The sequence below is a fragment of the Mesorhizobium sp. M0029 genome (assembly GCF_040323735.1).
Taxonomy (GTDB): domain Bacteria; phylum Pseudomonadota; class Alphaproteobacteria; order Rhizobiales; family Rhizobiaceae; genus Mesorhizobium.
The window spans coordinates 188,131-206,210 of sequence record NZ_JAMYVF010000010.1 but is presented as its reverse complement, the minus strand read 5'-3'; the positions used below and the strand labels follow the sequence as shown (position 1 = coordinate 206,210).

17 protein-coding genes and 1 tRNA gene are annotated in these 18,080 nt (G+C 63.4%); 4 read left to right on the top strand and 14 right to left on the bottom strand.

Features of this window, described 5'->3' with window-relative positions; translation table 11 throughout:
- Positions 1-3 precede the first annotated feature (3 nt).
- Both NKJ76_RS18480 and phnN read left to right on the top strand, forming a co-directional pair.
- A complete protein-coding gene (locus NKJ76_RS18480; RefSeq protein ID WP_023752312.1) occupies positions 4-1,158 on the top strand; it encodes an alpha-D-ribose 1-methylphosphonate 5-triphosphate diphosphatase in 1,155 nt (384 codons plus the stop codon).
- Complete coding sequence (gene phnN / locus NKJ76_RS18475; protein WP_023752311.1) at positions 1,155-1,784, top strand: phosphonate metabolism protein/1,5-bisphosphokinase (PRPP-forming) PhnN; 630 nt, start codon at positions 1,155-1,157, stop codon at positions 1,782-1,784. Before NKJ76_RS18480 ends, phnN begins: the two co-directional genes overlap by 4 nt.
- A 2-nt stretch (positions 1,785-1,786) precedes the next feature.
- Here the strand turns inward: phnN and NKJ76_RS18470 are convergent, their stop codons facing one another.
- The 3 genes from NKJ76_RS18470 to NKJ76_RS18460 form a co-directional block, all read right to left on the bottom strand.
- The gene (locus NKJ76_RS18470) at positions 1,787-2,773 is read right to left on the bottom strand and encodes an ABC transporter permease (RefSeq protein WP_023684050.1); all 987 of its coding nucleotides are present in this window, start codon (positions 2,771-2,773) and stop codon (positions 1,787-1,789) included.
- Positions 2,774-2,817: 44 nt separating this feature from the next.
- Positions 2,818-4,356, bottom strand: coding sequence for a sugar ABC transporter ATP-binding protein (locus NKJ76_RS18465; protein ID WP_023752310.1), 1,539 nt, complete (start codon positions 4,354-4,356; stop codon positions 2,818-2,820).
- Between the two features lie 122 nt (positions 4,357-4,478).
- Positions 4,479-5,441 (bottom strand): sugar-binding protein, encoded by a 963-nt coding sequence (locus tag NKJ76_RS18460; RefSeq protein ID WP_023672352.1) that lies wholly within the window; start codon positions 5,439-5,441, stop codon positions 4,479-4,481.
- Positions 5,442-6,021: 580 nt separating this feature from the next.
- Between NKJ76_RS18460 and NKJ76_RS18455 the strand changes: the two genes are divergently transcribed.
- Together NKJ76_RS18455 and NKJ76_RS18450 are read left to right on the top strand one after the other, a co-directional pair.
- Positions 6,022-7,122 carry a LacI family DNA-binding transcriptional regulator gene (locus NKJ76_RS18455; RefSeq protein ID WP_352538051.1) on the top strand — a complete coding sequence of 367 codons (1,101 nt, stop codon included), beginning with the start codon at positions 6,022-6,024 and terminating at the stop codon, positions 7,120-7,122.
- Positions 7,123-7,340: 218 nt separating this feature from the next.
- Entirely contained in the window at positions 7,341-7,523 is a 183-nt protein-coding gene (locus NKJ76_RS18450; RefSeq protein ID WP_031205052.1) for a hypothetical protein, read from the top strand.
- 358 nt (positions 7,524-7,881) lie between these two features.
- Here NKJ76_RS18450 and NKJ76_RS18445 read toward each other — a convergent pair whose 3' ends face one another.
- The 11 genes from NKJ76_RS18445 to NKJ76_RS18395 form a co-directional block, all read right to left on the bottom strand.
- Positions 7,882-8,475 carry a hypothetical protein gene (locus tag NKJ76_RS18445; protein WP_352538050.1) on the bottom strand — a complete coding sequence of 198 codons (594 nt, stop codon included), beginning with the start codon at positions 8,473-8,475 and terminating at the stop codon, positions 7,882-7,884.
- Between the two features lie 545 nt (positions 8,476-9,020).
- Positions 9,021-9,932 carry an ABC transporter permease gene (locus tag NKJ76_RS18440; RefSeq protein WP_352538049.1) on the bottom strand — a complete coding sequence of 304 codons (912 nt, stop codon included), beginning with the start codon at positions 9,930-9,932 and terminating at the stop codon, positions 9,021-9,023.
- On the bottom strand, positions 9,929-11,029 hold the full coding sequence (locus NKJ76_RS18435) for an ABC transporter permease (protein ID WP_023816009.1): 1,101 nt from the start codon (positions 11,027-11,029) through the stop codon (positions 9,929-9,931). The genes NKJ76_RS18440 and NKJ76_RS18435 overlap by 4 nt, the downstream gene beginning before the upstream one ends.
- Positions 11,026-12,549 (bottom strand): ABC transporter ATP-binding protein, encoded by a 1,524-nt coding sequence (locus NKJ76_RS18430; protein WP_023699370.1) that lies wholly within the window; start codon positions 12,547-12,549, stop codon positions 11,026-11,028. The genes NKJ76_RS18435 and NKJ76_RS18430 overlap by 4 nt, the downstream gene beginning before the upstream one ends.
- Before the next feature lie 3 nt (positions 12,550-12,552).
- A complete protein-coding gene (locus NKJ76_RS18425; RefSeq protein WP_196813867.1) occupies positions 12,553-13,650 on the bottom strand; it encodes a BMP family ABC transporter substrate-binding protein in 1,098 nt (365 codons plus the stop codon).
- Positions 13,651-13,676: 26 nt separating this feature from the next.
- Positions 13,677-15,056, bottom strand: coding sequence for an amidohydrolase (locus NKJ76_RS18420; protein ID WP_023689144.1), 1,380 nt, complete (start codon positions 15,054-15,056; stop codon positions 13,677-13,679).
- Between the two features lies 1 nt (position 15,057).
- Complete coding sequence (locus tag NKJ76_RS18415; protein WP_023699368.1) at positions 15,058-15,717, bottom strand: glutathione S-transferase family protein; 660 nt, start codon at positions 15,715-15,717, stop codon at positions 15,058-15,060.
- Entirely contained in the window at positions 15,714-16,559 is an 846-nt protein-coding gene (locus NKJ76_RS18410; protein WP_023699367.1) for an aromatic ring-hydroxylating oxygenase subunit alpha, read from the bottom strand. The genes NKJ76_RS18415 and NKJ76_RS18410 overlap by 4 nt, the downstream gene beginning before the upstream one ends.
- Entirely contained in the window at positions 16,556-17,209 is a 654-nt protein-coding gene (locus NKJ76_RS18405) for a Rieske 2Fe-2S domain-containing protein (RefSeq protein WP_352538048.1), read from the bottom strand. The genes NKJ76_RS18410 and NKJ76_RS18405 overlap by 4 nt, the downstream gene beginning before the upstream one ends.
- A 157-nt stretch (positions 17,210-17,366) precedes the next feature.
- Positions 17,367-17,600: an acylphosphatase gene (locus NKJ76_RS18400; RefSeq protein ID WP_023727819.1), complete on the bottom strand. Its 234-nt coding sequence runs from the start codon at positions 17,598-17,600 to the stop codon at positions 17,367-17,369.
- Positions 17,601-17,897: 297 nt separating this feature from the next.
- Positions 17,898-17,974, bottom strand: a tRNA-Arg gene (locus NKJ76_RS18395).
- Between the last annotated feature and the right edge of the window lie 106 nt (positions 17,975-18,080).

The following is an 18,080-nucleotide window of genomic DNA, read 5'->3' as shown; positions in this document are numbered from 1 at the left end:
TGAATGACCGCCGAAACTGTTCTCCACAACGCCCGCATCGTGCTTGCCGACGAGATCGTCGAAGGGTCGCTCGTGCTGCGCGACGGTTTTATCTCCGGCGTCGACGCCGGCACCGGCCACACCGGCGGGAGCATGGGCGGCGAGGACATGGGCGGCGACTACATCATTCCCGGCCTGGTCGAGCTGCACACTGACCATCTCGAAGGCCACTATGCGCCGCGCCCGAAAGTGCGCTGGAACCCGATCGCCGCCGTCCTTGCCCATGACGCGCAGGTGGCCACCGCCGGCATCACCACCGTGCTCGACGCTTTGCGTGTCGGCATGGACGAGGACGCGGATATTACCTCCGACGACATCCGCAAGCTCGCCGGCGCGATCGAGGACAGCGTCGCGAAAGACCGGTTGCGGGCCGACCATTTCCTGCACCTGCGCTGCGAGGTCTCGGCGCCGGATTGCTTGCGGGCTTTCGCCAATTTCGATGGCGACGAGCGGGTCAAGCTGGCCTCGCTGATGGACCATGCGCCGGGACAGCGTCAGTTCGTCAATCTCGAGACCTACGCCCATTACTATCAGCGCAAGCTGAAATTGACCGATCGCGACTTCCAATTGTTCTGCGAAAAGCGGATGTCGGAATCGGCGAAGAATTCGGGACCGAACCGGGTGGCGATATCAGCCGCCTGCAACGAGCGGGGCATTGTGCTGGCGAGCCATGACGACGCCACATCAGGCCATGTCAACGAGGCGATCGAGCAGGGCGTGCGCGTCGCGGAATTCCCGACCACGCTGGAAGCCGCCAAGGCCTCGAAGGATGCCGGGCTCGGCGTACTGATGGGCGCGCCCAACGTCATGCGCGGCTCCTCGCATTCGGGCAATGTCTCGGCTCGCACGCTGGCCGGCGACGGCCTGCTCGACATACTGTCGTCCGACTACATTCCCTTCAGCCTGATCCAGTCGGCCTTCTTCCTCGGCGACGTCGTCGAGGGCATTTCCCTACCGCAGGCGGTTGCGATGGTGTCGAAGAATCCGGCCGAGGCGATCGGCCTCAACGACCGCGGCGTCATCGAACAGGGCCGCCGCGCCGATCTGGTGCGTGTGCGCGTCGACGACCATGTGCCGGTCGTGCGCACTGTCTGGCGCCAAGGGCGCCGGGTCGCCTGATGGTCTCGGCGTCGATCGAGCGCGAACTCAGCAGCGAGGCCTTTCCGCTCCGCAACGGCGTGTTTGTCGCCGTCGTCGGCCCGAGCGGCGCCGGCAAGGACACGGTAATCGGCTATGCCCGCACCTTGTTTGCCGACGAGACGAGGCTGGAGTTCGTCCGCCGGGTCATCACCAGGCCGAGCGATGCGGCAAGCGAGGATCACGACACGCTGGCTGACGCGGCCTTTGCCGAGGCCCAGGCCGACGGCGCTTTCGCCATTTCCTGGGAGGCGCACGGCCTGCGCTACGGCATTCCGGCCGATGTCGACTGGTCCATCGCCAATGGCCATGTCGCGGTGGCCAATGTCTCGCGCGCAGTCATCCCGGTGCTGCGGGAGCGCTATGCCAATCTGGCTGTCGTCGAGATCACCGCCTCGCCGGAAATCCTCGCCGTGCGTCTCGCCCAGCGCGGCCGCGAATCGCGCGGCGAAGTGCTGGCTCGGCTCGCCCGCAGCGCCAATATCGCTTTGTCCGGCTCCGGCGTCACCTCGATCGACAATGGCGGCCGGCGCGAAGCCGCCGGAGAACGCTTCGCCGAGGTGCTGCGCAAGGCGATGGCCTTCTCGGATATATCCGGCGTGATGTAGCGCTACTCGGCCGCGACAGTCTTGCGGCTGGCATCGAGCATCAGCCGCCTTGCGCGGAACACGCCCCATTGCTGGTCGACCAGCACGCCGATCAGGATCACGCCGCCCATCACCGCGAAGTTGAGCGAGGACGGAATGCCGAGCAGATTGACCAGGTTCTGCAACTCCTGCAGCAGCACGGTGCCCAGGATGACGCCGACCAGCGAGCCTTCGCCGCCGCGCAGCGAGAAGCCGCCGAGAACGGCGGCGGCAATGGCGTAGAGTTCGTAGAACTGGCCGTGGCTGGCCGGCGAGATCGAGCGCGTGTACATGGCGAAATAGATCGCCGACAGCGCCGTCAGCACGCCGCAGATGACATAGGCGGCCATGACGACACGGCCGGTGCGAATTCCTGAATATTTCGCCGCCTCTTCGTTCTTGCCGATGGCATAGAGGTAGCGTCCGAACACCGAGCGGTGCAGCACCACCCACATGACGATCGAAATGACGATCAGTGCGATGAAGCTGTTGGGCACGCCATAGCTGCGGCCCGCAGTGAGGAATTCGAGCTCGGGAAAATTCTGGCCGAAGGCGAAGCCGGCGGTGCCGTCGGCGGTATAGAAACGGGCGACCCCGCGATAGATCAAAAGGCCGCACAGCGTCACCACGAAGGGCTGCAATTTCAGCCTTGTGATCAGCCAGCCATGCGCCAGCCCGATGATGCCGCCCAGCACTAGGATCAGCGGCAGCGCCACCGGCCATGGCATGTCGCGCACGGCGATGAAATCGATGAACAGCGTGCCGAGCAGCGCCACCAGCGATCCCACCGACAATTCGATGCCGCCGGTGATGATGACGAAGGCCTGGCCGATGGCGAGGATCCCGAACAGGCCGATCAGGTTCGAGGTGTTGGCGAGGTTGATCGGTAAAAGGAAGCGCGGGTTGATGGCGGTCACCACGGCGCCGACCACCAGGATCAGGATCAGCAGGCCGAGATCTTTTTTGCTCATCGTCTTCTCCCCAATGCGCCGGACCGGCAATCGCCTGAAGCCCGCTAGTTTGCCGGCTTGCCGACCGCCAGCAACAGCACGTTTTCCTGGCTGAATTGTTCCTTGTCGAGAATGCCCGAGATCTGGCCCTCATGCATGACGGCGATGCGGTCGGACACGCCGATCACCTCTTCCATGTCGCTGGAGATCATCAGCACGGCGACGCCGGCATCGGCCAAGGCTCGCATCAGCCCGTAAATCTCGGCCTTGGCGCCGATATCGATGCCGCGCGTAGGCTCATCGAGGATCATCACCTTCGGGTTCATCGCCAGCCATTTGCCCAGCACCACCTTTTGCTGGTTGCCGCCCGACAGCGTACCGGTGCGCGTCTGCACCGACGGCGCTTTGATGCCGAGATTCGCCTTCTGCTTCTCTGCGGTGGCGGCCTCGGAGCTTGCCGACACCAGCTTACGCTTAGCATGCCCCGGCAGGTTGGGCAGCGAGATGTTCTGCGCGATCGACAGGTCAAGCAAAATGCCGGTCAGCTTGCGGTCTTCCGGGACGAGAAAAATGCCATGCGCGACCGCATCGGCCGCCGAACCCAGCACGAGCGGCTTGCCGTCGAGTTCGAGCCCACCGCCAAGCGTGCTGTCGATGCCGAAGAACACCCGCGCCAGTTCGGTGCGGCCGGAACCGACAAGACCGGCAAGGCCGAGGATTTCACCGCGCCTGATGTCGAGGTCGACCGGCCGGGCAGGGTAGGCGGGGGTGCGGATGGCTTTGGCCGAGAGAGCCGTGGCGCCCGGCGCCCGAGCCGCCTCGGAGGCCTTCTCGCGCTCCTTCAGCATGCGGCCGATCATCAGCTTGACCATCTGGTCGTGGTTGATGGCGCTCTTCGGCAAGGTGCCGGCCAGCATGCCGTCGCGCAGCACCACGACGCGGTCGGCGACGCGCTCGACCTCATGCAGCCGGTGCGAAATGAAGATGACGCTGATGCCATCGGCCTTCAGCGCCTTGATGACGTCGAGCAGCTTGTCGGTTTCGGCAAGCGGCAGGCTCGATGTCGGCTCGTCGAGGATGACCAGCCGGGCCTTGATCGACAGCGCCTTGGCGATCTCGACCATCTGCTGCTGGGCAAGCGACAGCGAGGCAACCGGCGTATCGGCGGAAAAGTTGGCGCCGACACGCTTCAGCAGCGGCGCCACCATTTCGCGCAGCTTGGCGCGGTCGACCAATCTCAGCGGCCCGCCGCGCAACGGCTCGCGGCCGAAGAAGATATTGGCGGCAACATCGAGGTTTTCGAACAGATTGAGTTCCTGGTGGACGAAGGCGATGCCCGACCCCAGGCTGCCTTCGACGGTGAGCCCGTCATGCGCAACGCCGTCGACGGTGATGGCGCCGCTGTCCGGCCTGGTGACGCCGCCGAGGATCTTCATCAAGGTCGACTTGCCGGCGCCGTTTTCACCGACCAGGCCGATCACCTCGCCCGGCCTGACTTCCATGGAAAAGCCGTCCAGCGCCACCACGCCCGGATAGGTCTTGCGCACGTTCTCGAGGCCGAGGAACGGGGTGGTTGCGACGATAGATGGGTCGGAATAATTCATCACGCCATATTTGATCAGGCTTGCCAGCAGCCGGTGGGCTACAGACTGACGGGCCTTGGCCGACCCGTCAACACGATCGCCGGCTCAAGGCGAACCCTGAGCCGGCGCAACTGCTCGTGGTCTCAGTTTCCGGACATCGCCTTCAGATTGGCGGCATAGGTGTCGACATCGTCCTTACCGATGATCTTGGTCGGGATGATGATCAGGCCGCCTTCCGGAATGCCTGATTTGTCGCCCTTGAGATAGGCGGCCATCAGCTTCATGCCCTGATAGGCCCACTCGAAGGGCTGCTGCACGACGGTCGCCGCCACGGTGCCTTCCTTGACGCCGCCCAGCGTGATCGGATCGTCATCGAAGCCGACGACGGTGATCGAGCCGAGCTTGCCGGCGTCGCGCAGCGCTTCATAGATGCGCGGCGTGTTGTAGGAATAGAAGCCGACCATGCAGGTGATGTCGGGGCTGGCGACCAGCGCGTCCTCGACATTCTTCTTGGCGCGCGCCTGGTCGATGTCGTCGCCGCGCACGTCCACCAGTTCGATCTTGCTGCCGGCGAGGCCGTCCTTCATGCCCTGGATGCGTTCCTTGGCATTGTCGGCGCCGAGCAGGCCGACGAAGCCGAGGCACTTGCCGCCGTCCGGCATCGCCTTCTTGGCGATCTCGGCCGCCTGCTTGCCGGCGTCGACATTGGACGAGCCGATATAGGCGACGCGCTTGGTCTGCGGGGCATCGGAGTCGGTGGTGAACAGCGCCGTTTCCGACGCGATCTTGTTCAGGCCGTCGGTCGAGGTCTTGGGGTCGACGGCCGAGACCATGATGCCCTTGACGCCGGCGGTCACCAGATCGTCCATCAGCCGCTGCTGGATGGCGACCGAGGACTGCTCGGGATATTTGAGTTCGAGATTGTAGTCGGGCAATTCGGCCTGCGCCTTCTTGACGCCGGCTTCGGCGGCCTTCCAGAAATCGGAAGCGCCGTTGACGACGAAGGCAAGCGTCGGCTTGTCGTCGGCGCGCGCAATGGCTGTCGCGGTCAGGCCAAGCAGCAGGGCTGCGGTGGCCACGGATGCATGTCGTATCAAGGATTTCATGTTCAACCTCCCGTTTTGGCTCAGTCGTCGGACTGAACCGATCTTGCATTCACTGACTTGCCGCTCGCGATTTGGACGCCCTCCTCCTCAGGGGTTCCCGGCGCTGAAGAATGGCGTCGTCGGTCGCGATCACGGACTTTAGAGACTCATCCCGTGCTCGTAAATAGTCTGATTTGTCTGACATATCACATGTCCGAGACCAAGCTTGCGGAGGCAAACCCCGCTCGCCATCGGGCCATTCACGTGCACTTCTCGCCGCACGGGTCCCACCTGACCGGACACGGCGGATTGACGTTACAGCGTCGTTTTGTATTAGTAAACACTATTAGCAGAGGTCTCGCGCGGACACTCGGCGGGGGCCCTAGGTCTAGTTTGCCCGAACAGGTGCAGCACGGCTTCGCGCAAGCAGATGCCTTGCAGTCCTTGAATTTCACGCAGCCCGCAGCGGCATGGCGGGGAACTTCAAAACTGCTAATAAAGATAATCGCCTTCGACTATTTCCATTGGTCGACGGCGCGACACCATCTTGTCGGTGTGGCAGGCTTGCGACTAGACAGGCTGGGGATTGGGACGCAATGCCATGAGCGAGACGAGGGATCCGGACGACACGGCGAAGCGGCGCAAGGCGCCGGCGAGAGCTGCCAAGGGCGGCCGCGTCACCATGACCGACATTGCCAGGGCAGCCGGTTGCTCGCAGGCGACCGTCTCTTTCGTGCTCAACGATTCGCCCGGCATCCGGCTGTCGCAGCAGACGCGCGAGCGGGTGATCGACGCCGCGCGTGCGCTCGGCTACGCAGCACCCGCCTTCTCGGCGCTGCGCAAACCTGTTCCCGCCTTCGATGGACTTGACGGTGTCATCGGTTTCGCTGTCGACCAGCTGGCGACAAGCCCGGAAGCCGTTGTCGCCATCGAGGGCGCGCGCCAGGCGTCGTGGAACGCCGGCAATGTGTTGCTCGTGGCGCAGACGATGGGCGACGCCGTCATGGAGCCGCGCGCCGTTGCGGCGCTCACCAGGCGCGGCATCTCGGCGCTGATCTACATGACCATCTTCACCCGCGAGATCACGGCGCCGGACTTCCTCTACGGCCTCGACATCCCGGTCATCCTGCTCAACTGCTACACGGCCGATTATGCCTTCCCGGCCGTGGTGCCGTCCGAGATCGCCGGCGGCCAGAACTCGACCCGGCATCTGATCGGCCACGGCCACCGCCGCATCGCCACCATCACCGGCGAGCCGTGGATGCAGGCCGCGCAGGACCGGCTGAAAGGCTACCGCAGGGCGCTCGCCACCGCCGACATCCCGTTCGATCCCGAACTGGTGGTCGAGGGCGACTGGTCGGCGAGCGCCGGCTATGCCGCGACCGTGGAGCTTTTGGCGCTGAAAGAGCGCCCGACCGCCATCTTCTGCCAGAACGACCGCACGGCCATCGGCTGCTACGAAGCGCTGAAGGAGGCGGGCCTGCACATCCCGCAGGACATCTCCGTCGTCGGCTATGACGACGAGGAGATCGCCCGCCATCTGTTCCCGCCGCTGACGACATCGATCCTGCCGCACATGGCGATGGGCCAATGGGCGATCGAACAGCTCGAAGTGCCGCCTGCCGGCCGCGGCCGCTATCCCATCACCAAGCTGGAATGCCCGCTGGTGCAGCGGGAGTCGGTGGCAGCTGTGGCTGGATAAAGTTGAACCAGCCCATCCCGATGCAAATCGGGATGGGTCTGTTTGGTGTTTGCGCCTCAGGGCAGGGTCTATCCGGGAACGTGCCGCGGTTAGAACCGCAAGACGACAAAGGAGCGCCTGCGATAGCAGCGCCGGCGCAACCGGCCATGCCGCCAGAACGTGCGGCAGTGCCGTCTCCAGACATGCCGCCTGTGGTGGCGACGATGGTGCCATCGCCGATGCGATATCTGCTCGACATCGCCCGGGCCTTCGTCGTCATCAAACGAATTGGCATCCTGCTTGTCGAGTTCATCGAGAATGCCGTTGCCGACATTGGGAACCCCGGCCACGGCCTCGAGAGGCCGAACCGCGGTAGCAAGCGCCGCGGCCCCCGCAACGCCGAACAATGCTGTCAAGAATGATCGCCGATCCATCAAAACCTCCATCAGCAAGACAAGGCTAACATGACGAGCCTAACACAAAGCAGCTAGAGCGGGTGATACAAAAGGCCAGAGGCGAATCTTCGAGCCGGCCCAAACGGGTGATCGGACGGACGGCAGAGGTCAGATTAAGGCCGCAACCGGGCGGCGCGCTTCCTTCGGCTCGGCGACCAAGCCATGCGGAATGCCGCCGATGAAAGCGCACAGCCTGAGCGGTTCCGCCTTTCCGCGAAACGCTGAACCGCTCGGCAAAGCTCTCTCCCTAAGAATGCCCGCCACCTTGCGGCATTGGGGCTGGCTGAGAGACTGACGCCCCACGGCAGATGCGATGTTGCGGTACTCAGCGCCGCGCCAATATCCGGCAGAGCTCCTTCAGGTCCCGGTCGTAGGTGCCCTTGCCGCTGAGCACGCTGGCGCAGCGTTTCTTCATCTTGGCGATCTGGCCGGCCGACATGGCGCTGATGGCAACCACCGCCGGTCGCGTCGGCACCACCGGCGTGTTGGGATCCCGAGGGCTGGTGGGCGCGGTCGGTGCGCCAATGCCGACGCCGACCCCGGCCGTCACCCCATTGCCCACCCCGACACCGGCGCCGACCCCGACACCGCTGCCGACGGTTGCGCCGACCCCGACCCCGACGCCCGTGCCCACCGATGCGCCGACGCCGGCCGCAACGCCGCTGGTGCCGCCAACCGTAGCGCCGACACTGGCGGTGGTGCCGCTGGTGCCGCCGACCGTTGCGCCGACATTGGCGCCCTTGCTGCCGCCGACCGAGACGCCGACGCCAAGCCCGCCGCCACTGCCGCCGACCGAGACGCCCACCCCACCGCTGCCGCCGATGCCCACACTGAGCCCGCCCGCGCCAGCCGGAAAGCACAAAGCCACGGCAACAGCGCCACCGGCCAAGGCCTTTGTTAAACTTTTAAAGAAATCCATAATGACGCTCCCCGTGTTGGTTGCCTGTACGCAGGTTGAACAGCATCCGTTACCAATATGATTACGCGAGTGTAGCGTTTTTAGTTTCTGCGAGAATAGGTAGTATTGGAAATCGTTGTTATGGCTGCTTGCGGCGATCGGAATATATATTTTGGAATTGGCGGAAAAAATCGAGGATTTGCGGTTAGACTCGGAACCTTAGACAGGCAGGACGAGTGCTCGCATGCGGGAATTTGCCGGGCGCATGCCTCAGGCCGTCTTGCGAAGCCGCTTCCCTAGGCTGCGGTGGAGAATGGACCCTCGAGAATGGGCTCGTGCTGGGGAAAGGGGACGACCCAAGAAACCCGCGACGATCTCCACCGATGTCGGGCGCGTTGTGCGTCACATCGTTCCGCTGCTCGCAGTCGACGGCGTCAGCGCTACCCTTGCGGGCATACCTTCGCCCCGTTTGGCGTTTCTGCCCTTTGGATCGGATGCCGATCGTCCGCTGGCGTTTCGAATCTCTTCAACTTACGCCGAGTTTCGCAAATCCACTTTCATCCCGGCTAACGTTCGAAGGGTTCGCCAAGCGAGGCGACACCGTTCAGCCTGAGCAAGCGGCGGTCCGCCGAGATGACACCGAGCACGACGATCGTAACGAGATAGGGAAGGCTGGAAAGCAGTTGCGATGGCAAGTCCAGACCGGTCGCCTGGGCGGCGAGGCTCATCAGCGAAACCGCGCCGAAGAGGCAGGCACCCAGGAAGATGCGGCCAGCGAGCCACGTACCAAAGACAACGAGTGCGATCGCGATCCAGCCACGTCCGGCAATCATACCGTCCGCCCAAAGGGGCGTGTACACCGCCGCCGCATAGGCGCCGGCAAAACCCGCCATCATGCCACCAAAAGCTATGGCCGCGACACGGATAGCGATGACCGGATGGCCGATGGCGTGGGCTGCCTTGGGATTCTCGCCGATTGCCCTCACGACAAGGCCGGCTCTCGTATAGGCAAACATCGCCCAGATCGCAAACGTCACGGCAAGGGAAAGCCATACGACGACGTCCTGGACAAACAGCCTGCCGACTACCGGGATTTCCGAGAGGCCGGGAAAGGCAAGTTTCGGGAGCCCCTTGACCGTCAAGCTCTCGTAGCTTTTGCCGAACAGCGCCGAAAGGCCTTGGCCGAGAATGCCGATCGCAAGGCCTGTCGCGACCTGGTTTGCCCGGAATCCGAGTGCCAGCACTGCAAAGACGAGGGACAGGACGGCGCTACCGAGGCCGGCGGCAACGAACCCCAGCAGGTGTCCACCGCCGTGGTAGACGACGATGAACGCGAGCACCGCGCCGAGGGCCATCAGGCCCTCTACGCCGAGGTTAAGAACACCGGCGCGCTCGACCACCAACTCGCCGAGTGCGGCAAGGAGAAAGGGGGTTGCCGCTGCGAGCATGCCCGAAATAATGAACTCGACGGCGTTCATGGCTGGCTCAGGTGATGGGGGCGGCGCCACTCGATGCGGTAGCGCACGAAGGCCACAGCGCCGAGATAGGCGAGCAGCAAGCTGCCTTGGAAGACGCGGACGGCGGCGATCGGCAGGTTTGCCGACACCATCGCATTGTCGCCGCCGATATAGAGGACAGCCATAAAGAGCGCGGAAAAGATGATGCCGACTGGATGCAAGCCGCCGAGATAGGCGACAATGATGGCCGCATAACCGTAGCCGGTCGAGATCGAGCGCTGCAGCTGGCCGAGCGGACCCGCGACTTCCGCCGCGCCTGCCAGTCCCGCCGCCATGCCACCGATCAGAAGCGACAGCCAAATCGCACGCCCTTCGCTGAAGCCGGCGTAACCGGCCGCGCGCGGGGCAAGGCCGCCGACCTTGAGCTTATACCCCATGAAGCTTCGCTGCATGAAAACCCAGGCCACCAGCGAGAGCGCAAGTGTGATGAGCAGCGAGACGTTGACGCGGGTACCGGTGATCAGGGTCGGCACCATCGCGTCGTTCTGAAACATGACGGATTGTGGGAAATTGAAGCCGGCCGGGTCCTTCCATGGGCCGAGCAGCAGGTAGTTGAGGACTTGCGCCGCAACGAGGCTCAGCATCAAGGAGACCAGGATCTCGTTCGCATTGAGCCTGACGCGCCAGAAGGCGGTGATAGATGCCCAAAGTGCACCGCCGAGGGCACCGAGAAGCAGCATCAGCGGCCAGATCCACTGCCCGGTCGCCTGCGGAAACCAGACGGGGATCGCCGAGGCGAAAATAGCGCCCAGGATAAACTGGCCCTCCGCGCCGATGTTGAACACTTTTGCGCGGAAACCGATCGCCAGCCCCTGAGCAATGAGGAGAAGGGGCCCCGCCTTCAGCAGCACCTCCGCAAACGATGCCCAGGAGAGGAACGGCTCGAGAAGCATCGCGTACAGGACGGCCGCCGGATCTCGGCCTATCAGCACATAAAGGCCCAGATTGAGGATGATCGCCATGCCAAGCGCGACAGCCGGGGCCAGCATGGCCGCGACGTGCGAGGCATGCTCCCGGCGGACGAGCGCGGGGAGGAACGGCGCGGCCCAAACGCTCATGCAGGAACCTTCTCTGGCGAGGCATGTGCTCCGATCATGTATCTGCCGATGTCTTCGGGGCGCGTGTCCCGCGTGACCAGAGGCGGACTCAGCATTCCATGATGGAGCACCTGGATGAAATCGCAGAGTTCGAAAAGTTCCTCGAGTTCCTCGGAAATTACGAGGATCGCCACGCCCAGGTTGCGCAACGCGATGAGCCGCCTTCTGATGGCGGATGCAGCGCCAATGTCTACACCCCAGGTTGGCTGCGCCACGAAAAGCAGTTTTGGCGACAGCATCATCTCGCGACCGACGATGAATTTCTGCAAGTTGCCGCCGGACAGCGAGCCCGCTTCGGCATCCGGGCCGGAGGCGCGGACGTCGTACCGACGGATGCATTCGCTGGTGAAAGCCGTCGCTCCGGCGCTGTTGATGAGGCCGCGCCTCACGAGATCGAAAGGATGGGCGGTAAGAACGGTGTTGAGCACGAGCGACATTTCAGGGACCGCGCCGCGTCCCAGCCGGTCTTCGGGCACGAAGGCGAAGCCAAATCTCCTGCGCGCGGCCGCATCGAGTGTGCCTACGTCGCGGCCCATCATGTAGATCCGGTCGCGTTGTTCCTTCAGCAGCATCGCTTCGCCCGAGATGAGCGCGGCAAGCTCGCCTTGGCCATTGCCCGATATTCCGGCTATGCCAAGGATCTCGCCTGATCGTACCGTGAGGCTGATGCCGGAGAGCGGCGTGGCAAAGGGGTCGTCCGGCGTGTAGTCCATGTCGATTATTTCCAGCCGCTTCTCCCCCTCGGGCATGGCCAACGCGGGCATCACCTCGGGCATGTCGCGGCCGATCATCATCCGGGCGAGGTCGTGCGCATCATAGTCGCGCGGGTCGACGGTGCCGATAACGCGCCCTCCACGCAAGACCGTCGCCTGGTCACAGATCGTGCGAATTTCCTCCAGTTTGTGGGAGATGAACAGGATGGACACGCCGCGGTCGCGAAGGCGCCTGAGCGTGTCGAACAGCTTCTTCACCGCCTGCGGCGGCAAGACCGAGGTCGGCTCGTCGAGAATGAGCAGCTTCGGGTCCGTCATCAGGCAGCGGATGATCTCCACCCGCTGCCGTTCGCCGACCGAGAGCGCGTGCACATCGGCGAGAGGATCTACTTCAAGGCCAAAATCCTGGCCGAGGCTGCGGATGCGCCCGGCCAGCTCCGCCTTGCCGCCGGGGACGACGAGCTGGATGTTCTCGACGACAGTCAGCGTCTCGAACAGCGAGAAATGCTGAAAGACCATGCCGATGCCCCTGCGCCGTGCCTCAGCCGGCGAGGCAAGGCGCAGAGGCTCTCCGTTCCAGACGACGGTGCCTTCGTCCGGCTGTTCAACGCCATAGATGAGCTTCATCAGCGTCGATTTGCCCGCCCCATTCTCCCCGAGGATCGCATGGATCGATTGGGGCGCCACGTCCAGATCGATGGCTTCGTTAGCCCGGATCTGGCCGTAGCTCTTCGAGATGCCGCGGAGCGACAGAAGGGGCGGGGTCATGACTTACTTCGGCAGTGGTGTGGTGACACCCTTGACGTGCCAGTCCATCGCGACGATCTCGGGATCCGCTATCGTCGCACCGGCGGCGGCGGCTTCGCTGCCGTCGGCCTTGGTGATTGGACCTGTGAAGGGCGAGAAGCTGCCGTCGGCGATCCTCGCCGCCACTTCCTTGATCTTCGTCATCGTGTCGGCTGGGATATCTGAGTTCCAGTCCACGACCTCCACCACCTTTTCCGCGACGCCGAGGAAGGTGTTGGCGCCCTTGAAAGTTCCGGCGAGATGGGCATCCACGGAAGCCTTGAAGAAGGGCGACCAGTCCGTCGCGATGCAGCCGAGATATTTCTTCGGTGCATATTTCTTCATCGACGAATTGAGGTTGAACGCATAGACGCCAGCCTCCTCGCAGGCCGAGATCACGGAGGGTGTGTCCTGCGCGTTCGAGAAGATCACGTCGCAGTTCTGTGCCATCAGCGCCTTGGCGGCTTCCTGTTCCTTGGCCGGGTCGAACCAGGAGTTCACCCAGACGACCGATACCTCGACATCGGGATTTACAGTCTGTGCGCCGAGCGTGAATGCGTTGATCGAGGTGATCAGCTCCGGAATGGCGAAGGCCGAGACGGAGCCGAGCTTGCCGGTCTTGGAAAGAGCTGCGGCGGCTATGCCGAGCAGGTAAGTGCCCTGGAAATACTTCGCCGCGAAGGGCGAGAAATTCGGCGCGGTCTGGAAGCCGGAGGCATGCAGCACGGTGACCCCAGGATCGCGGCGGGCGATCTGTAGTGCACCATTCTGGTAGCCGAATGAGCCGGCGATCAGGAACTTGTTACCGTCGGCGACGGTCTTGTTCATGATCCGGTCGGCGTCCGGCCCTTCGGCGATGTTCTCGATGACGGTGATCTTCACCTTGTCGCCGTAGGCGGCCTTGACCGGCTCGAGGCCGGCGGCGAGCGCATGGCCCCAGCCGACATCGCCGACCGGCGACGGGAGCACGAGCGTGATACCGAGCGGCTCGTCGGCCGCAAAGGCGGGACGGCTGCCAAGCGCGCCGGCAAGCCCTGTCGCGGCAAGGCCCTTCATCAGAGTTCTGCGGGTCAGATAGTTCAGCATGTCAGTTCCCCTGTCTTAAGTTGTTAGAATTCCACCGCGGCAAAGGCGGCTTCCGCGTCCGCAGCAAGCCGGGCCTCGTTCAGCCCGGTAAACGCACCCTTCTCCCAGACGATGCGGCCGTTGATCATGGTCATGTCGGTGGGCATGCCGATACCGACCTTGGCGATCAGGCTCAATGGATCGTGGCGCGTGCCGACATAATCCATGCGGCGCGTGTCGATCGCGAAGAGGTCGGCGGCCATGCCGGGCGACAGTCGGCCGATGTCATTGCGGCCCAGAAGCGCGGCCCCGCCCGTTGTCGCATAGCCGAGGAAATCGACCGGCGCAGGCACGGGATGAGCGCGCGTCGAGGCCGCCAGGCATTGCAGCATGTAGGCGGAATGGATGCAGTGCATGAGGTTGGAATTGTCGTTCGAGGCAGCACCGTCGCAGCCGAGACCGACGCGCAGGCCAAAGGCGGACATGGCGGGAATATCAGTCACCTCCGCGCCCACCAGATAGACCGGCTCAGGGCAATGCGAGACACCGGTGCCGCTCGCCGCCATCAGCCGCAGTTCGTCATGCGTCAGCTCCCAGCAATGGGCATAGAAAGTGTCTCGGCCGGCAAATCCGAGGTCCTCGAGATAGTCCACCGTACGCATGCCATGGCGGGCCTCGATGATCGGGCTTTCGCCCTCGCCGACATGGGTGTGCATCCGCACCCCGCGATCACGCGCCAGCGAAACCGATTCCACGAAGGTCTCGCGGTAGCAGTTGACCGGCTGGCAGGGAGCGACCACGACCTGACGCATGCTGAAGGGACTGGTGTCGTGATAAGTGTCGATGAGGCGTGCGCAGTCGGCAATGAATTCGTCCGTGGTCTCCAGCATCTCGTCTGGAATGGTCGAGCCTTCCGATTTTGGCAGCGTGTTGCCGCCGCGGCCGGCATGGAAACGCATGCCGAGAAGATCGGCCGCTTCGAACTGCCGGTCGATGAGCCGTTTTCCGGCATGGCGCGGAAAATTGTACTGGTGGTCGAAGGCCGTCGTGCAACCGTGCTTTATCATCTCTGCCATCGCCGTGATCGAGGCGTGGTAGAAACAATCCTCGTTGAGCCGGGAGAAGATCGGATAGATCCGGTCGAGCCATTCGATGACCGACAGCTTCGTCCAGTCGAGTTCGGCACGGTTGCGCACAAAGCACTGAAAGAAGTGATGGTGCGTGTTGACGAGGCCGGGATAGACGAACCAGCCGTCGGCGTCCTGCACGATAGTACCGGCCGGCAACTCGCTTCTGTGCAGGCCTTGCCCGATTGCCTCGATCTGCGGGCCATTCGTCAGCACATCGACATTGCGCCGGACGCTCGGACCCCTGCCCTCGTCGGTGATGACCGCTGCGCAATTCTTCAGGAGATAGCCGGTCACCTCACGCCTCGTCCAGCATGGGTCGCGGTTCGGGCTTCAACTCGTGCAGCCGGTGGATACCGGGCATTTCGATGAAATTGTCGAGGCTGCGGAGCGCTCGCGACCAGAGCCGGATCGTGGGATACGGATCGAGGGAAACGCCGCCGTCGGGCGCGAGCGCGACGTAGGGAAAGCAAGCAATGTCGGCAATCGTCGGCCGGTCGGATGCGAGAAACCGATCGCCACGCATTTTTTGTTCGAAGAGGCCGGCTTCCAGCTCACGTAGTGCCGCTATGCCATTGGCCTGAAGCGCACCGATGTCACCGGGACGCAGCAGCATCTCATGCAGGCGCGCGCCGCCGAGGTTGGCGGTCAGCCTGTGCGAGAAGGAAAGCCATTGCTGGATGCGCGCCGTCTCCTCGGGGGCGCCGCTGCCGAGCCAGGCCGGTGCTGCCTTCGCGGCGAGATAGCCAAGCATGGCGGAAGACTCGGTCAGGATCAGGTCGCCGTCTTCAAGGATCGGGATGGAGCCTCCCGGATTAAGCGCCATAAGCTCGGGGCCACGATGCTCGGCGCCGGGATGGAAGTCGACCGGGCGGATTTCGAGCTTCACACCTGACAGCGTCGCCATCAGGCGCACCTTGTAGCAACTTGGGGAGAGGATGTAGTCGTAAAGCTTCATTGTGCCACCAATTGCGCGCCGTAGGTATAATTGTGGCGCTTCAGCCAGCGGCGATAGGCGACCGAGGTCAGGTCGGCGCGCGTCGGGATTTCCATGCCGGGATCGAGCGGCAAAAGACGCGGGATCTGGTTTTCGAGGATCGAGCGGTCCTGCAGGAAAATCGTCTGCTGGAAATGGATGAGGTCGGTCTGTGGCGTCTCGTCATCAAAAAGCGCCATCCACGGCCAGACGTCGCAGAGATCCTCGGCAAGCGGCTGGACGAATAGCGCAATCACATCCCATTCGCCCGGGCGCGGCGGGCAGGTCTTGTAGAGGACTGAGCAGGTCGGAGCCGGCACGCGGTACATGTATTCCGTCGTGATACCTCCGCTCGCGGATTTCGCCGCCTGCGGCTGGTAGAACTTCACCTGGGTCGCCCAGACCTCATCCTCTTCCTCGCGGATATCGACCTTGTAGTTTTCGACCTCGGTATGTGGCTCCGAGCCGAGGATGTCGGTATGGACGAAGGGGAAGTGTGCGATGTCGAGGAAGTTCTCGACGGCGCGGAGCGGCGAGCAGCGCACCCGCACCACGCCGACATCGACGAAGCGGCGCCCGGGCTGGTCTGCCTCGGGAATCGGAAAGACCGGTTTCTTCGGTTCGCCGAGCGACGACCAGATATGGCCATAGCGCACCGAAACCGGCAGCACGCGCCCGTTTTCGCCTGTCACTTTCGCCGCGCCATTGGCGTCGAGCGCAACCTTGATCCGCTCGTCCATCAGGGTGGTCTCGCGCCCATAGCGGTCGAGCCGGCTGAAAAGCCCGACCGGATACCATTCGTCGCGCATCGCATCGTCGATCATGGCACAGCCCCTTTCGCCTCGATCCCTTCGGCCATGCGCCGAAGGCTCTCGGCGGCTCGCGAGGCGGCGATGCGCTCGGACGCATCGCAATCGGCTGGAACAAGGACGTGGATCAGCGTCTCGCCGGCTTCCCGCGGGATAGGCAGCAGGCGAATTGCCGGCGCGCCGGGTGCCTGCCAGACGTATCCTTCAACGGTGGCCTTCGTACCGGCAGCGACCGAGAGCGCCGAATGTCCGGCACGGGCCGTCAATGAACGGAGCGGCACGTAACCCTCAAAAAGGGGTGGGTTGCCATCAGGCTCTCCATCAGCGACCCAGATGATCCCGCCGGCCTCTTCGACCAACCGGGTCGCAACGCGAATCGTCTCCGGCGGCGTGAGGCTGGGATGGGCAGGAATGCGCAGGCACCGACCGGCCTGCGAATAGGTCCAGCCGTGATAGATGCAGGAGAGCGCCTCGCCGCGCACGAAGCCATGGGAGAGGCGCATACCGCGATGCGGACAGCGATCGGCCGATGCCGCCAAGCGCCCCGATTGGCTTCGCCAGAGGGCAATGGGACCGGCGGGCGTCCGCGCCGGCATTACCTGTCCTGTTGGCAGATCCTGGGAAAGGGCGACCGGCACCCAGGTGTCCGTCTTGTCGGACAGCATGACCTTACTTTCCGTACTGATACTACTGTTTCCCGACCAGAGAGATGCCGGCGCAAGGAGTTGGCGAACCGCTCGATGCGGCTGACGTATGCATAATTATTTCGCAATTGCAATATTGATTAAATTAAGTGCAAACGGAGGGTAACCACACGCAAGGCTATATGTTTTTTTGCTCGACAGGCGCGCGGTCGATCGTCTCGACCCAGACTTCAATGGGCCCAAGCGAACATCCCATCTCCATCATGTCGATCAGTTCCGCCGCACCGGCAATATCGAGTTCGATGCGATCGGTGCTTGCATGAGCGATGTGGTGCGCGAGACCGAGCTTGGCCGCATGGCGCATGATCCAGGGCAGGAAGGACGCGGGTTCGAGGTGGCCGCGAATGGTCATCCGCTCATGCAAGCGGTGTTGACTTTGCTTCATCACGAACGGAACGCGCGCCTTGGTGTCATGGTCGGCAGCATAGCGTCTGACTGAACGGGCGGAAGTGGTAATCGACGCGCCATGACGCCGAATATGGACTGATCGCCCATGCCTACACCGGGCACTCATGCATGTCGCCCAGAAGTGAGCCGCGGTTCTGGGACAACGACATGCATTAAAACAAAGACTTCAAGCGGGTCGCATGGATCCGTTCAGCGTGACGCGCTTTAGGGTTATCTGAGCTATTGTAATACATGGGTAGATTGGCGCACCCGACAGGATTCGAACCTGTGACCTCTGCCTTCGGAGGGCAGCGCTCTATCCAGCTGAGCTACGGGTGCCTTCAAGGAACCTGAAAACGAACCAGCCGATAGGCCGGCCAGCCACGGCTTCTTAGCGGAAGCCGCGCCGGGCTTCAACGGGCAATTGGCGTGGCGATATTTTCGA

Coding starts and splice junctions, on each gene's coding strand:
- NKJ76_RS18480 (WP_023752312.1), top strand. CDS start 4: ATGACCGCCGAAACTGTTCTCCACAACGCCCGCATCGTGCTTGCCGAC.
- NKJ76_RS18470 (WP_023684050.1), bottom strand. CDS start 2,773: ATGAGCAAAAAAGATCTCGGCCTGCTGATCCTGATCCTGGTGGTCGGC.
- NKJ76_RS18465 (WP_023752310.1), bottom strand. CDS start 4,356: ATGAATTATTCCGACCCATCTATCGTCGCAACCACCCCGTTCCTCGGC.
- NKJ76_RS18460 (WP_023672352.1), bottom strand. CDS start 5,441: ATGAAATCCTTGATACGACATGCATCCGTGGCCACCGCAGCCCTGCTG.
- NKJ76_RS18455 (WP_352538051.1), top strand. CDS start 6,022: ATGAGCGAGACGAGGGATCCGGACGACACGGCGAAGCGGCGCAAGGCG.
- NKJ76_RS18450 (WP_031205052.1), top strand. CDS start 7,341: ATGCGATATCTGCTCGACATCGCCCGGGCCTTCGTCGTCATCAAACGA.
- NKJ76_RS18445 (WP_352538050.1), bottom strand. CDS start 8,475: ATGGATTTCTTTAAAAGTTTAACAAAGGCCTTGGCCGGTGGCGCTGTT.
- NKJ76_RS18440 (WP_352538049.1), bottom strand. CDS start 9,932: ATGAACGCCGTCGAGTTCATTATTTCGGGCATGCTCGCAGCGGCAACC.
- NKJ76_RS18435 (WP_023816009.1), bottom strand. CDS start 11,029: ATGAGCGTTTGGGCCGCGCCGTTCCTCCCCGCGCTCGTCCGCCGGGAG.
- NKJ76_RS18430 (WP_023699370.1), bottom strand. CDS start 12,549: ATGACCCCGCCCCTTCTGTCGCTCCGCGGCATCTCGAAGAGCTACGGC.
- NKJ76_RS18415 (WP_023699368.1), bottom strand. CDS start 15,717: ATGAAGCTTTACGACTACATCCTCTCCCCAAGTTGCTACAAGGTGCGC.
- NKJ76_RS18410 (WP_023699367.1), bottom strand. CDS start 16,559: ATGATCGACGATGCGATGCGCGACGAATGGTATCCGGTCGGGCTTTTC.
- NKJ76_RS18405 (WP_352538048.1), bottom strand. CDS start 17,209: ATGCTGTCCGACAAGACGGACACCTGGGTGCCGGTCGCCCTTTCCCAG.
- NKJ76_RS18400 (WP_023727819.1), bottom strand. CDS start 17,600: ATGACCATTCGCGGCCACCTCGAACCCGCGTCCTTCCTGCCCTGGATC.